The following is a 13404-nucleotide window of genomic DNA, read 5'->3' on the forward strand; positions in this document are numbered from 1 at the left end:
CCACTCATTGCCGCCGTTTCTCACTGCCGACGAGGCACACGTCGCCGCTTTGGAACCGCGGCACAGTCAGCTGCAACTGATCTGGAAGGCACGACGGCGGTCGTGCCCGGAGGGGCACCTAATTCCCTGGTCGGTGTCCCGGGGAGTGGTGGTGCAGTGGAGTGGTAGGTGTGTCCGGCTGGGGTGGTGGTGGCCGCGGTGTGGCGTGGGCCGGAGACGGGTTTGGCCCTCCAGCCGGGTGTTTCTTTGGTGTGGTTGCAGGCTTCGCAGAGGCCCTGGCCGTTTCCGGCAGTGGTAGGTCCGCCGCTGTGCCAGGCCGTAATGTGGTCGTGGTGCCTGATCGGAGCGTCGCAGTACGGGGTCCGGCACGTGTCGTCCCGGACCTGAAGGAAGCGCTTCAAACCCGTCGGGAACAAGCGTGCTTTCGCGTCCATCGCCACCAACTCCCCGCTGCCGGGGGCGGTGTAAAGCCGTCGGACCCAAAGATCCAGGCCGCCGCGGCCGGAAGCGACCGGGGCGGCGTCACCAGCCTCATCAGCGGTGGCCCTGGCATCCGTGGCAGTGTCGGCAGCGGCAGCAGAACCACGGCTGCTGGTGCCAGTGCCTGTTACCGGCATTCGCGTAGATGGACCAGCGAGGGCGAGTTCCCTTGCCCAAGCTGCCGGGATGATGCCGTACCCCGACAGCCGTGCGGGTTCGGAGTCGGCCTGGAGGAGGGTGCGGTCGGTCATGACGAGCTGGACCTCCACGCCGGTGATCCCACCGGGGGTGCCGGTAATCCTCTCGACGAGAGTGTCGGCCATGGCCTGGCCCCGTGACCGGTCATCGCCGGTGGAAGGTAGCGTGTCGGCTTCCTTGCTCAGTGCCGCGTAGGCGGCAACCCCCTTAGCGACCGGGAGCAGCGCGGTCAGGTACGTCATGGTGTCCGGGGCCGGGCGCAAGCTCACGCTGCGTTCCGTGACCGCGTGTGCAGCGCGCTTCGCGACCGAGGCCGGATCCCGCCGGTACGCGGCGGCCCGGACGGCAGCGAGTTCCTCATCCACCCCGGCCCGGTCCTCCGGGGAGAGGCAAATAGTTTCCTTTACCACCAGCGTTGCCCGCCACTCATTTAAAAACCCGCTCCGGAACGCAGAATAGGTGCGCGGCATCCCTGTGAGGGTCTTGGCCATACCCAGCAGCCGGGAGCCCTTCGCCGGTGACTCCCGCCTGGCCAGCGCGATCTGCGCCGCCACCCCGGCACCCTGCTGATCGACCGGGACCCCGGCGGCGGCCTGCTCATGGCGCTGCTGAAGATCAAACGCCACAGCGGTGCTGGCCTGCCTGGCACCGGCGAATGCTTTCAGGTCCTCTAAGCCGCGCAGCTGATCAATCATCCCTGCCGGATCGGCAGCCAGCGGAACACGGGCCAACAGGCTCAGGACATCACCAACGGAAGGGGCGGCCGGCGAAACGGAAGGGACGGCAGGTGGGACATGCCGCGCATCAACAGCAGAAGATACTGCAGACAACGGGGGCGATGAGTCCGGCAAATCAGCAACAAAGGGCGCTGGACGCTCTACCTCCAGCACTCCCGCCGCCCCCACAACTGCTTCCATAACCAAAGTCTTCCACCAGGGTGTGACATCGACACCCACCCAAAAAACCTATGTGGAAAACGCAGGCTCCGCCGATATTCCGAGTCCTCTGGCACGATGTGTGTCGTGACGATCTTCGAGACTGAGCGGCTTATTTTGCGTCCCTGGCAGCCGGATGACGCCGAGTTCGTATTTGACCTCTACTCGCGCTGGGAGGTGCAGCGCTACATCGGCAACCACCCCCGCGTCATGGCCGGCATTGCCGAGGCCGGGGAACTCATAACCAAGTGGCAAACAATTGACCACCCCATCCACGGGATCTGGGCTGTCCAACTCAAGGCCCAGCCCGAGTCCGCCCAACCGGAGCCAGCCCAACAAAGAACAGCCAGGCCCCGACTCGCCGGAACGCTGCTCCTGAAGTCCATCCCGGCGTCGGGAAGTGAATTGCCGCTGCAGCCCTCAGGCGACACGGAGATCGGATGGCATTTCCACCCGGACCACTGGGGAAACGGCTACGCCACGGAGGCCGCCCAGGTGGTCCTCCACCACGCCTTCGCACGCGGCCTGCCACGGGTTGTTGCGGTCACGAACCCGGCGAATGCAGCGTCGCAGCGGGTGTGCACCAGGATCGGGCTGAGCCACCGTGGGCAGACAGACAAGTACTACAACGCCTTGTGCGAGCTTTATGAGGGCGTGAACCCGAATTCCTAGCCGGTTCCCTTCCAGAGCCGCTTCCACCAGGAGCGCTCGGGCTCCGGCTCGGCAGAAGCCTCCTGGACGCGCGCGGCACGCCGCCCCCGCCAGCGCTGCACTTCCTCCTCAACGTCGCGGGTCTTGGTAATCACCGGCGGCCCACCCTGCAGCTGGCGGCGGGCATCGATCACCCGCCGGTTGAAATCCTCCAGGACGTCCCGCACCTGCTGCTCCGTGTACTGGACGTCCAGCTTTGCGTCGAGCTCGGCGTCCTCGGTGCGGAGCAGGATGGCGGCCGGGCCCAGGCCACTGATGTTCTCGCGCTGGATGAGCCCCTTGACCCACCAGTCTGGGTCATAGCTTTCAACCAGGCCGGGAATCGGCTTGCCCGCGTACTTGAGGTTGTCGAACTTGCCCTGCGCCATGGCGTCCCGGACCAGGTACTCCGCGCGGGCCGCGTCGCTGACCTTCCTGCGCTTCTCCCGCTCCTGGGCGTCAAGGGCATCCAGCGCGGCTTCCTCCTCGGCACTGATACCGGCGCCGCGGTATGAACGCACCTCGGCCGCCCGCTCCAGCCGCTTCCGGAAATCCCCTGCACCGCCGCTCATCGCCCCCACCGCCTTCCCTCGCTCAATCCCCTTCCAGTATTCAGCGGGCAGCTTGCACGTTCAACGCCCGGGGTGAGCGGACGACGGCGGGACGTGCCCGCCGTCGTCCGCTCACCGGGCGCCACGGCACCGGTTGGCAGCGCGGTGAAATCAGGCGTTGGCGTGCTCGGCGAGGATGCCATCGATCTGGCCGACGGCTTCCTTGAGGCCCTCCTCCATGCCCATCTGCATCATCTGATCCAGCTGTTCCTCGGACTCGAACCTGGACAGGATGGTCATGCGCGTCCGCTCAGCCAGAGGTTCCAGGGTCACCGTGGCGTGGCTGACGCCGAACTCCCCTGTCGGGTTACCGTCGCTGTCCGCGAAGCCGTCGTTGAATTCCAGCTGCCGCGGCGCCTCGATGGCAGTGAATTCCCACCAACCGTGGAACTTTTCCCCTTCGGGACTTGTCATGTAGTACTTGGCCTTGCCGCCAGGCACGAAGTCGTGGTGATGGAACGTGGCGGGATAGGTGGGCGGTCCCCACCACCGCTCAAGCTGGCGCGGGTCTTCCCAGAGCTGCCAGACGCGTTCGACTCCGGCGTCGAACTCGGCAACAACGGTGAGGCTCAGGGCCTCCGGATTCTTTTCCGTACTGATGACTGTCATGGCAATGCCGTCCTAACCTTCAGCGAGAATGTCTGCCATCGTGGCGGCGCGCTGCCGCCAGACCTGTTCATATTCGTCGAGCAGCCGCCGGGCCTTTTGCAGTCCTTCATGATTGCCGTGCACGATCTGCTCCCTTCCGCGCTTTTCCTTGGTTACCAAAGATGCGCGCTCCAACACCGCCACATGCTTTTGTACGGCGGCAAAACTCATGGCGTAGAGGGCCGCCAAGCCGGAGACGGAGTACTCGCCCACGGTGACCCGGCGGACAATGTCCCGCCGGGTGGAATCCGCGAACGCCTGGAAGAGGCGGTCCACTTCGGTCTCACTGAGCTGATCTACAACCATTTGGTTGTACGATAGTCCCGCGCGGGCGTGGCGTCAACGGGATTCGTGCACAAATCGCGGCGGTGCCCGAAGGACGGAGAGCCGTGCCGGTATCTTGGGGCACATGAGCATCTTCCTTGCCGGTGCCGGCCCGGATCCGGAGGCCTTTCCGGGCGTCTTTGACGCGTTCGCGGATGAAGTCCGGCAGCGCGCCGGGCAGGACCAGGCTTCCCGCATTGCCATGGCCGTGTTTGGCGCAGGGGTCAACCTGCAGGATGTGGCGGCCGCCTACACAGAACCCCTGCAGTCGCGGATGGAGTGCGGGATAGTGATTGTTCCGCTGGTGCCGGGCAAGCCTGCGGATCCCGCCGCTTTTGACGGAGTCGACGGCGTGGTGGTGGGCGGCGGGCTGACGCCCGGTTACTGGGAAGGCCTCCACCCCGCGGCCACCGCCATTTCCAAACTCGTCACTGGGGGCGTTCCCTACCTGGGATTCTCCGCCGGGGCCATGGTGGCGCCTGCCCTGGCCCTGATCGGCGGCTACCAGATCAACGGGGTGGAGGTCTGCGGGGAAGAATGCTCCGAAGGCCTGGATTCCGTGGCTCTCCGTAAGGGCCTGGGGCTGGTCCCGTTCACAGTGGATGTGCACGCCGCCCAGGCCGGCACGCTGAGCCGGGCCGTTGGTGCCGTGGCTGCCGGGCTGGCGGAGTGGGCAGTGGCCATCGACGAGGACACGGCAGTGGTGGTGGAATCAGCGGGCGACGAGGGCTACAAGGTCATGGGCACCGGGAACTGCTGGGACATCCGCGGCACCGGGGGCGCCACGGAGGTCTCCGTCAGGACAGGCGACTGAGTTAGCCGCGGGATGGTTTCCCGGACCATCCGGGCTATCCGTCGAAGTGGGTCCTGGCACTGCTGCCCGACAACTGCTCAATCAGCTCGCCGGCCACATCCCGGAGCTTCCGGTTGCGGTTGCTGGAGACCTTGGTGAGGATTTCCATCGCTTCTTCCTGGGAACACCGGTTCTGCGCCATGATCACCCCGCAGGCCAAGTTGATGGCGGTGCGGCTTTGCATTGCCGCTTCGAGGTCGTCGGCCCTGCTCTGCGCGTTGTTGATGCGAACGGAAAGATTCAGGGTGTTGTGGGCGGCAGCGGCGAAACCCACGGCCTTGTCATAAACGTCAGCGGTGAACACGCCGGGCTTCGTGGCAAAGAAGTTCAGGGCAGCACTGGCGTCGCCCGTGATCTCCAGCGGCACACCCAACGTACTGCGCACGTTATGCTCAGCGAGCCGGCGGTTCAGTGCCTGCCACCGCGGGTCCCTGTCGACGTCGTCGATGATTACGGGGGCCATCTCCCTGAGCGCCCGGATGCAGGGGCCGTCACCCAACTCCTGCTCGATATGGTCCAGCTCAATCGCCCGTGCACTGCTGCCGGCAGCCGTTGCAGGCCTGCGTTTTACTTTTAGCGTGACTGCGCACTCAATCGTGTCCCCGGCAGCTTCAGACACCGCGGCGGCGGCAAGGCTGGACAGGCCGGAAAGGAACTCAACCCCATTCTCCGAGCCCACCAGGATGCTCTGAAGTTCCTGCACAGATCCATGGTCAGATGAACTCGACATTCGCCAAGCTTACGTGAGTTCACGCGGCTGGGGGCTGCTCCTGCCCGGCGAACCTGAAGCAAATAAGTTCCTGTATCAGAAACCCGCCAAGGGGCGTAGTGTCCAAGGTAGGAGATTTCGGGATGGGGGACACGGTCCGGGGGTTGAATATACGGGCCGTCCCGCGCCAAGAGCGGCGGCCGCTAGCCGGGACCTAAACTTTCAGGCGTAACCAGGATCGAGGCCTTATGGCCACCTACCATCCACCAGCAGCCCGCAAAGGGCACCCGAGCCTTCCGCCTGAAGATGCCTTCATCCGCGCCGGCGCACCGCTGCCCGGGTCCTCGCCGGGGGCAGCGGCAGTTGCCGCGCCCGCAACCGGAGCGCACTCGTGAACGCCGACTGGACAGGGGGCCCGGACCACCTGCTGGAAGCCGACGAGCAGCGGCGGGCAGTAGCCCAGCGTTTCCATCAGGGCGGGGTCCCGCTGATCAAACTGTGGACCTACTACTTCGGCCTCGGCGGCGATGCCGACGAAATGTCGCTGGACGCCTACCTCAACGAGGCCCTGCACCTGCCGGCCGCCCAGGTGGGGCTGATTTCCACTGCCATGACGGAGTTGACCCCGGATGAAGACGAATGACCGGCAACGAAGGCTCTCCCCGGAAGCTTGACGGCACGGCCCCGGCCACCACCGATCCGTCACTCCAGGAGTTGGTGCTGGAAAGCCGGGACATCCAGGCCTTCCTTGCGGACCTGGCCATCCTGGCGGCTTCGCGGCTCTCCGTCCCAGGCAACACGATTCACAGCGGTGTCACGGTCCTCCGGCACCGGAAGCCCGAGGCGGTGGCAGCGAGCGACGCCGCCGCCAAAGCACTTGACGAGCTGCAGAACGGATTTGGCCAGGGTCCGTGCCTCACTGCGCTCCGCCGCAAGACCACCCTCCTTGTGCCTGACCTCGCCGCCGAGACCCGCTGGCGGCCCTACGTGCGGACGGCCATGGAGCATGGTGTGTCATCAATCCTTGCGGTCCCGCTGGACCTTGCGGGGGACGCCGAAGCAGTGCTGAATCTCTACTCGGGCTGCAGCAACGGGTTCAGCAGCGAGGACATAGCCGCTGCGGAGCTGTTCGCCGGACAAGCGGCAAGCTCCCTGCGGCTGATCCTGCGGATTTCCCAGCTCAGCGACGCCCGGAATGACCTGTCCGCTGCCATGCAGTCGCGGACTGTGATCGACATGGCCATCGGGGCAATCATGGCCCAGAACCGCTGCGACCGGGACACCGCCTTCACCATCCTGACGCGGACCTCGAGCGCCAGGAACGCCAAGCTCCGGGAGGTGGCCGCAGCGGTCATCATGTCCATCTCAGGGGAAGCAGGGATCTCCACCCATTTCGAGGAATAGCAGCCGTGTCGCCGCTCACACGTGATGAGATTCACTTGCAATAAACGCCGCATTTGGTTGTGGCCTCTCAATCGGCATGGGCACTATGGATGCGCAGGGCCGGAAACCATCCGCCCTTGACATCCTGGTGACGCAACGAGGCCCACCGGTGAGCGCAGGCCACCGACCCTCCGAGCGCGGACAGGCCACCGCCGGCAGACAACCGGCTAGATACAGGAAAGTACTGAACAATGACGTTTAACACTGCCGAATCCGTGACGCTGAAGATCTGGGACCGCGCGTCGCTCCACGAGACCCTCGATTCCGCGGTCTCCGACCTCTCCTCCCGCCACAACACCACCACCTGCCGCATTGCAGTCCACTGCAGCGGGCCGAACACCTTCACGCTGAGCGTGCGCGGGGACGAGCCGGCACTGGCGCTTTAAGCAGCCCCAAGCAAAGGGCGCGGACGACGGCGGGACCCACCCGACGTCGTCCGCGCCCTTTCTGCTGCCCCGAAACAAAAGTGACAACGATCACATAACTTTCTGCGTGACGTTTCCCTTCCTGCCTGCGTCCTTACCTGTGAGGGCGCACGAGGCGCCCTGGAACGCTGTTCCAGAACGAAAAGGAGCGACGGAAATGACCACGCAGACCCAAACCCCCGCAACGGACCAGCAGAAGACGGCGGTTGCCGCCCCCACCCACGAACTTTCCTCCGGCAACGGCCAAGACGGCCGTGGACGTACCACCGTGGCGGACGGCGTGGTGGCCAAGATCGCCGGCATCGCCATCCAGGAGATCGAAGGGGTGCACGCCCTGGGCGGCGGCGCAGCCCGGGCCCTGGGAACCCTTCGCGAAAAGGTGGGCCAGAAAGACCTCACCCAGGGCGTCAGCGTCGAGGTGGGCCAGACCCAGGTTGCCGTGGACGTGACCCTCGTCGTGGAGTACCCGCACCCCCTGCAGCAGGTGGCGGACAACGCCCGGGACGCCGTCTACTCGGCAGTGGAGGACCTGGTGGGAATGGAGGTCACCGAGGTCAACATCACCATCACGGACATCCACGTCCCGTCCGACGAAGACGACTCGGATGACGCCGCCCGCGAACCGAGGGTTGCATGAGCCCCCTGGCAGCCGGCACCGCAGCCGGAGCCGTCCTGGCTCTGGCCGCCCTGGCCTTCGGCTTCTGGGGGTTCCTGCTCACGGCGCTCTTCATGGGAATCGGAGCCGTCCTGGGCAGGGCCGCGGAAGGCAGGCTGGACCTCGGCGCCGTGCTGGACGCCCTGCGCGGCCGCCGCTCGTCATCGTGACCGGGCCACGGCCGGCCAGGCAGGGCCACACCCGCATCGCACCGGCAGCACTGCGGCACACCATCGAAGCGGTGGCCGCGGGCGCCTTCGGCGTCAGGCGCGGCGACGTGTCCGCCACCCTGGCGGACGACGCCGCAAAGCTGGGAGTGGACCTCTCGGTCAGGCTGCCGCCGCCACCGCTGCTCGGGACCGCGGGGCGGGGGCGGCAGTCAGCGATCGAACGGGCAAGCATCGCCCGGCTGAAGATTTCGTCCCTGGGTCAGCAGATCACCGGCCTGGACTGTGGCCGCATCAGCATCCGCATTGCCGGAGCAGGACGGTCCACCCCTGAACCCCGTGTGGACGCCAAACAGGACAGGAGGAAGCCGTGAACCAGGCCAGGACCAACAGGCGGATCATCCGCCGGGAAACGCATTCATCGCGCGCCGGACTGTCCGCCCTCACAGCGGTGCTGGTGTTGGCCGCATGCCTGTGGCTCGGGACTGAAAGCATCCTCTCCCTGCTGGGGCAGCCCGCACTGCTGGCATCCCCCGGGATGACCGCATCGCTCATCGCCCGAGTGCCGGAAGCGGTCACGCCTGCAGGCATGGTGGCAGGCGGGGCAGCTGTTGCCCTCGTGGGTGCCGTGCTGCTGCTCGCCGCGGTCACGGGCGGGAGACGCGGCCGGCGTGCCATGCACAGCGACGGCAGTGCCCTGGTGGTGGACGACGAAGCAATCGCCGCCGCCATCTCACGCAGGGTGCGCCTGGCCGCCAACCTGGCCCCGGAGCAGGTGGCCACCGCCGTGACCCGGAACCGTGCGCTGGTAAGCGTCCGTCCGACGTCGGGCATCACGGTCGACCCGGAGGCCCTCACCGCAGCGGCAACGGACGAAGTCGCTGCCCTCCGCCTGCGCAAGGCCCTGGCGCCGCACGTGCGGATTGCCACGAAAGGAGCGGTGGGACGGTGAACAACACCAACAGGGCATTGAACAGGATCATCCTGGCTATCACTGGGCTGGCGCTGCTGCCGGCGGGAGTACTGGCGGCGGGTGCGGCCCTGGTCCCGGCCCTTGCGGAGCAGTGGACCACCGTCACCTCAGGCCTGCTGGAAAGGTGGCGGCACCTGTTGGCCACGGCCCCTGCGCCGGACCCTCTGGGCAGCTGGTGGGCACTCGCCGTGCCGGCGCTGCCGCTCCTCGGCGCGGTGGCCAGCGTCGTGTGGCTGACCCGGCAGGGCGGCGGGCGGACCGGCACAGCAGCCCTGGCACAGGATCCGGAACTCGGGGACACGGCAGTGGACGTCTCCTACCTCGCAGCGGCAGTCGAGGAAGCGCTGGAAGGCAACCGGGCCGTCGTCGGGAGCTCCCTGACGGCGTGGCGAGGACGGGGAAACCGCCGCAACAAACGGAACACATCCCCCAAACTCCGGCTCACGCTGCAGGCACGGAAGGGCGCCTCCCCGCGGGAGGTGGCAGACCTGGCCGAAGGACTGGTCTGCGGGATTGACGCGCTGCTGGGTCATCGCAGCACCGTCCTGGTCCGAATAGGAAGTGGACCCAGGACAAAACTGGCCCGCGCACACCGCCCGGGCTAGGAAACACGAACCGATTGAAAGGAATTGACCATGGGACTCGACGACAAGCTCAACAACGCGGCCACCAACCACCTTGGCGCGGCCAAGGAGGGCGCCGGGAAGTTGACCGGCAACGGGGAACTGGAACGCGAAGGCCAACGCGACCAGGCCCAGGCCAAGCTGCAGGAGGCGGGCGAAAAGGTCAAGGATGCCGCCAAGGGCATCGGCAGCAACCTCAAGGATGCTGCGGCCAAGGTCAAAGAGGGCTTCAGCAAAGAGTAGCCGCTTCCTCTCCCAGCGGCAGGCCTGCGCTGCCTTCCCGGCGCGCAGGCCCGCCTGCCGCCCCTCAGGCGCTAGCGCCGATAGTGAAAGCAGAAACCGGTGACAGGAGCACCCTTGATGCGGGACCAGCTGGACGTGGTCCCCGATGCCATCCTGGCAGGCAGGGCGGCCGACGGCGATACGGCGGCGTTCGAAACACTTGCCCGCCGCTACGGCCCACACCTGCGCGCCTCAGCCCGCCGGCTGACCGGCTCCTACGCCGACGCGGACGACGTTGTGCAGGAGGTGCTGGTCCAGGCGTGGCAGCAGCTGGACACCCTCCGGGAACCTGCCGCCGTGAAGGCCTGGCTCCTGCGGTTGACCGGCAGCCGGAGCATTGACCTCCTGCGCAGGCGCCGGAACCACGCCACCCTTACCGGACCGGAGGATGACCGGCCGGCGGACACTGTTTCCCCGGGAGCCGGGCCGGAAACAGCGGTAATGGCCGGCGCAGGCATCCGATCCTTGAAGGCTGCCTTGTCGACCTTGCCGGAAGAGCAGCGTCGCTGCTGGATCCTGAAGGAAATCAACGGCCAAAGCTATGAAGAGATTGCCCGGACCCTGAACATCAGCCCAGCCAGTGTCCGGGGGCGGCTTGCCCGGGCCCGGATTACACTGGTCCGCGAAATGGAAGATTGGCGATGAGCATGCCCCACGAGACGTTCGAGTGCGGCCACACGCTCGAGGAACTGAGCCTCTACTTGGACACCGGTGAGTTCCCCGATCCGCCCCACCTCGAGTCCTGCCCGGAATGCCGCAGCGGCCTCGATTCGCTTCGCCGGCTCTCCGCTGCCGGCGAAGAATTGTTTGCCAGTGACCTTGCGGCTGCCGGCAGCGGTAACGATGACTGGATGAAGGAGATCCTGGCCCATCTGGCGCTGGAGCTGCGCCCGGGCCGAAGCATCCCGCTGCGCGCGGACGATCCAGCGGATACGCTGTCGCAAACCGAGGGGTCGGTCCTTGCCCTGGTGCGCTCCGTGACGGACAACCTGCCCGGAGCCGTGGCCGGAAAGGTGCGGCTGGATGGGGACGTCACCGTACCCGGAGAGCCGGTGAGCGTGCGGCTGGACCTCGCTGTCCTGTTCGGCCACCCGCTCATGCCTAGCGCCGCGTCCCTCCGCGAGGACCTGGCGGAAGCGCTGGCGCGCCACACTGAGTTGAATGTGGCCGCCATCGACATCACCATCACCGACGTCATCGAAGCTCCCCGGGAGGAAATGTGACCAGCCTCTTGCAAGCAGCCATCCTGGCGGTCGACGGCGTCACCGAGGTCTTTCCTGCCCGGAACCTTTGGCAGCGGCTTCCGGGCCGGGTGGCGTCCCTGGTGCAGCCCTGCGAGGACGCCGCCGGCGACGGGCAGCTGGTCGAAGTCCGGGACGTAGGCGGCCGCCCGGAGGTCAATGTCCGCATCGGCGTCAGCCCCGACGCCCGGACGCCCGACGTGGTGCGGGCCGTGGCCGCGGCGGTGCACAGCAGCCTCTCCCCCGCCGAAGCCGCGGTCAAAGTGACGGTGGTGCGGATCGCACCCGCCCGGGGCGGCGCAGGCGTTTAGCCGCCATACCTGTCAGGCCCTTTGCCCCTGTTTGGCCCGGCACGGTGCCGATAGCGTCTGGTCATCACCAACTTTCCGGCCGCGAGTACGAGGAGTTTCCCATGGGCCATATAAAGGTGAGCACAGCGATCAACGCTCCGGTGGACCGCGTCGTGGAGGTAGCGTCAGACCCCAGGCACTGGGCGTCGTGGTGGGTCAACCTGGGCGAGCCAGAGAAGATCGAGGGCGACGGCGGTGTGGGAACCGTCGTCGAGCACAAGTACCTCATGGCGGGTGTCCCCTTCCACGTGACCACCCGTGTGACCGGCAGGGAGCAGACCCCCAACGGCGGCCAGCGGCTGCGGCTGGAGCTCGACGGCCCCCTCAAGGGATGGCAGACGTGGGACTACAGCCCGGATGGAGACAACACCACGGTGGTGACCGCGGAGTTTGACTACAACGTCCCGGGAAGCGCCGTGGGGAAGTTCGCCGATGAACTCATCATCGAGCGCATGCAGGAGCGGGCACGCGAGCAGACGCTTGAGAACCTCAAGCTCCTGGTCGAAGCCGGCCCGCGCTGACCCTGGCAACTGCCCCCTGCCGGGTCGGACGGCGGCGCGTACCGGCGTAGCATTCGTCAGGTACGCGCAGACGACCGGGAGGGCAGATGGACACGCAGCACCACGGCAAAAGATTCAGTCTTAAGTCACTGGCGCTGCCCGTGGTCCAGGCTCCGATGGCCGGCGGACCCTCCACAGCGCAGTTGGCGGCTGCGGTGAGTTCCGCGGGCGGGCTCGGCTTCCTTGGGGCGGGCTACAAGAGCGCCGCAGCCATGCGCGCAGAGATCGAAACCGCCAGGTCGCTCACAACGAACCCTTTCGGCGTCAACCTCTTTGTCCCCCAGCCCTCAATCATCAGCCCCGAAGCACTGCAGCAGTACGCCGATTCACTGGCCGCTGACGCTGAACGGTTTGGTGTCAGCCTGGGAGAGCCGAAGCACGACGATGACGACTGGGACCAAAAACTCGAAGCACTGCTGGAGCTCGCACCGGCCGTTGTCTCGTTCACCTTCGATTTCCCTGAATCCAGCGTGGTGGAGGAACTCCGGCAGCGCGGGATGTACGTCATCGCCACGGTCACGGGCCGTGAAGAGGCGCTCCGGGCGCTGGCGGCAGGCGCCGACGCCCTGTGCGTGCAGGGCCCGGAAGCCGGCGGCCACCGCAGCACCTTCAAGGCCGATGCACCCCCTCCGCTGGTACCCCTGCACGGGATCCTGGGCGACCTGTCCGACCTTGAGGTGCCGCTCATCGCCGCGGGCGGCATCGCCACTGCGGAGCACACCCGCGCCGCGCTCGCCGTGGGTGCCGCGGCGGTCCAGGCCGGCACCGCGTTCCTCTGCGCGGACGAAGCCGGAACCAAGGCCACGCACCGGGCCGCGTTGTCGTCGTCGCACCGTTTCACCACCACGGCCGTCACCCGGGTCTTCTCGGGCCGCAACGCCAGGGGCCTGCACAACGAATTCATGCGCCGCCACGACGGCGACGCCCCCTACGGCTATCCCGAAATCCACCACCTCACCACTCCCCTGCGCGCCGCGGCCGCGGCGGCAGGGGAACCGGACTGGCTGAACCTATGGGCCGGCATGAATTACCGATACGCGGTAGAGGGCCCGGCAGCGTCAATCCTGAAAAGCCTCGCACCGTGACGTTGCGGGGCCCGGCCCCTCCCCACAGGTGGGAAAGGCTGGTCAGGGCCGCATCGAACGAGCGGTTCTCCCACGGCCACTGGAGGTGACGCTGGGTCTCCGCGGGCCGGGCCCATGAACCCCGGCGATGCTGCAGGGGCGGAGGGTGCGGG

The 13404-nt window shown here is 66.9% G+C and carries 21 protein-coding genes; 16 read left to right on the forward strand and 5 right to left on the reverse strand.

Annotation, left to right across the window (positions count from 1 at the left end):
- Positions 1-20: 20 nt before the first annotated feature.
- Positions 21-1595: an HNH endonuclease gene (locus ACFO0G_RS10770; protein ID WP_376977552.1), complete on the reverse strand. Its 1575-nt coding sequence runs from the start codon at positions 1593-1595 to the stop codon at positions 21-23.
- Between the two features lie 105 nt (positions 1596-1700).
- On the opposite strand from ACFO0G_RS10770, the gene ACFO0G_RS10775 reads away from it, so the two are divergent.
- Positions 1701-2285: a GNAT family N-acetyltransferase gene (locus tag ACFO0G_RS10775; RefSeq protein ID WP_286399279.1), complete on the forward strand. Its 585-nt coding sequence runs from the start codon at positions 1701-1703 to the stop codon at positions 2283-2285.
- Here ACFO0G_RS10775 and ACFO0G_RS10780 read toward each other — a convergent pair.
- The 3 genes from ACFO0G_RS10780 to ACFO0G_RS10790 form a co-directional block, all read right to left on the reverse strand.
- Positions 2282-2875 (reverse strand): DnaJ family domain-containing protein, encoded by a 594-nt coding sequence (locus ACFO0G_RS10780; protein ID WP_376977555.1) that lies wholly within the window; start codon positions 2873-2875, stop codon positions 2282-2284. The genes ACFO0G_RS10775 and ACFO0G_RS10780 overlap by 4 nt on opposite strands.
- A 150-nt stretch (positions 2876-3025) precedes the next feature.
- Positions 3026-3523, reverse strand: a complete 498-nt coding sequence (locus ACFO0G_RS10785; protein WP_286399284.1) for an SRPBCC family protein — start codon at positions 3521-3523, stop codon at positions 3026-3028.
- A gap of 12 nt (positions 3524-3535) precedes the next feature.
- Complete coding sequence (locus ACFO0G_RS10790) at positions 3536-3868, reverse strand: ArsR/SmtB family transcription factor (RefSeq protein ID WP_286399288.1); 333 nt, start codon at positions 3866-3868, stop codon at positions 3536-3538.
- A 103-nt stretch (positions 3869-3971) separates the two neighbouring features.
- Here ACFO0G_RS10790 and ACFO0G_RS10795 point away from each other — a divergent pair, with 103 nt between their 5' ends.
- Positions 3972-4700: a Type 1 glutamine amidotransferase-like domain-containing protein gene (locus ACFO0G_RS10795; protein ID WP_376977558.1), complete on the forward strand. Its 729-nt coding sequence runs from the start codon at positions 3972-3974 to the stop codon at positions 4698-4700.
- A gap of 34 nt (positions 4701-4734) precedes the next feature.
- Here the strand turns inward: ACFO0G_RS10795 and ACFO0G_RS10800 are convergent, their stop codons facing one another.
- The gene (locus ACFO0G_RS10800) at positions 4735-5469 is read right to left on the reverse strand and encodes a GAF and ANTAR domain-containing protein (RefSeq protein WP_286399293.1); all 735 of its coding nucleotides are present in this window, start codon (positions 5467-5469) and stop codon (positions 4735-4737) included.
- 370 nt (positions 5470-5839) lie between these two features.
- Here ACFO0G_RS10800 and ACFO0G_RS10805 point away from each other — a divergent pair, with 370 nt between their 5' ends.
- From ACFO0G_RS10805 to ACFO0G_RS10870, 14 genes are all read left to right on the forward strand, one after another.
- Complete coding sequence (locus ACFO0G_RS10805; protein ID WP_286399297.1) at positions 5840-6091, forward strand: hypothetical protein; 252 nt, start codon at positions 5840-5842, stop codon at positions 6089-6091.
- Positions 6088-6852, forward strand: a complete 765-nt coding sequence (locus tag ACFO0G_RS10810; RefSeq protein WP_286399300.1) for a GAF and ANTAR domain-containing protein — start codon at positions 6088-6090, stop codon at positions 6850-6852. Before ACFO0G_RS10805 ends, ACFO0G_RS10810 begins: the two co-directional genes overlap by 4 nt.
- Positions 6853-7082: 230 nt before the next feature.
- Positions 7083-7277, forward strand: coding sequence for a hypothetical protein (locus ACFO0G_RS10815; protein WP_142132572.1), 195 nt, complete (start codon positions 7083-7085; stop codon positions 7275-7277).
- 196 nt (positions 7278-7473) lie between these two features.
- A complete protein-coding gene (locus ACFO0G_RS10820) occupies positions 7474-7953 on the forward strand; it encodes an Asp23/Gls24 family envelope stress response protein (RefSeq protein WP_376977561.1) in 480 nt (159 codons plus the stop codon).
- On the forward strand, positions 7950-8141 hold the full coding sequence (locus ACFO0G_RS10825) for a DUF2273 domain-containing protein (RefSeq protein ID WP_376977563.1): 192 nt from the start codon (positions 7950-7952) through the stop codon (positions 8139-8141). The genes ACFO0G_RS10820 and ACFO0G_RS10825 overlap by 4 nt, the downstream gene beginning before the upstream one ends.
- Entirely contained in the window at positions 8138-8512 is a 375-nt protein-coding gene (locus ACFO0G_RS10830; RefSeq protein WP_376977564.1) for a hypothetical protein, read from the forward strand. The genes ACFO0G_RS10825 and ACFO0G_RS10830 overlap by 4 nt, the downstream gene beginning before the upstream one ends.
- Complete coding sequence (locus tag ACFO0G_RS10835) at positions 8509-9090, forward strand: Asp23/Gls24 family envelope stress response protein (protein WP_376977566.1); 582 nt, start codon at positions 8509-8511, stop codon at positions 9088-9090. Before ACFO0G_RS10830 ends, ACFO0G_RS10835 begins: the two co-directional genes overlap by 4 nt.
- On the forward strand, positions 9087-9716 hold the full coding sequence (locus tag ACFO0G_RS10840; protein WP_376977568.1) for a hypothetical protein: 630 nt from the start codon (positions 9087-9089) through the stop codon (positions 9714-9716). Before ACFO0G_RS10835 ends, ACFO0G_RS10840 begins: the two co-directional genes overlap by 4 nt.
- A 30-nt stretch (positions 9717-9746) precedes the next feature.
- On the forward strand, positions 9747-9977 hold the full coding sequence (locus ACFO0G_RS10845; RefSeq protein WP_376977570.1) for a CsbD family protein: 231 nt from the start codon (positions 9747-9749) through the stop codon (positions 9975-9977).
- Between the two features lie 117 nt (positions 9978-10094).
- Positions 10095-10661 carry an RNA polymerase sigma factor gene (locus ACFO0G_RS10850; RefSeq protein ID WP_376977980.1) on the forward strand — a complete coding sequence of 189 codons (567 nt, stop codon included), beginning with the start codon at positions 10095-10097 and terminating at the stop codon, positions 10659-10661.
- Positions 10658-11239 carry an anti-sigma factor gene (locus ACFO0G_RS10855; protein WP_376977572.1) on the forward strand — a complete coding sequence of 194 codons (582 nt, stop codon included), beginning with the start codon at positions 10658-10660 and terminating at the stop codon, positions 11237-11239. Before ACFO0G_RS10850 ends, ACFO0G_RS10855 begins: the two co-directional genes overlap by 4 nt.
- Positions 11236-11568, forward strand: coding sequence for a hypothetical protein (locus ACFO0G_RS10860; RefSeq protein WP_376977574.1), 333 nt, complete (start codon positions 11236-11238; stop codon positions 11566-11568). Before ACFO0G_RS10855 ends, ACFO0G_RS10860 begins: the two co-directional genes overlap by 4 nt.
- Positions 11569-11669: 101 nt before the next feature.
- Positions 11670-12128, forward strand: a complete 459-nt coding sequence (locus ACFO0G_RS10865; RefSeq protein WP_376977576.1) for an SRPBCC family protein — start codon at positions 11670-11672, stop codon at positions 12126-12128.
- 86 nt (positions 12129-12214) lie between these two features.
- Positions 12215-13252, forward strand: a complete 1038-nt coding sequence (locus ACFO0G_RS10870; protein ID WP_376977578.1) for a nitronate monooxygenase — start codon at positions 12215-12217, stop codon at positions 13250-13252.
- The last annotated feature ends 152 nt before the right edge of the window (positions 13253-13404 follow it).

It is taken from the genome of Arthrobacter sedimenti, from assembly GCF_042652025.1.
GTDB classification, from domain to species: Bacteria; Actinomycetota; Actinomycetes; order Actinomycetales; family Micrococcaceae; genus Arthrobacter; species Arthrobacter sedimenti.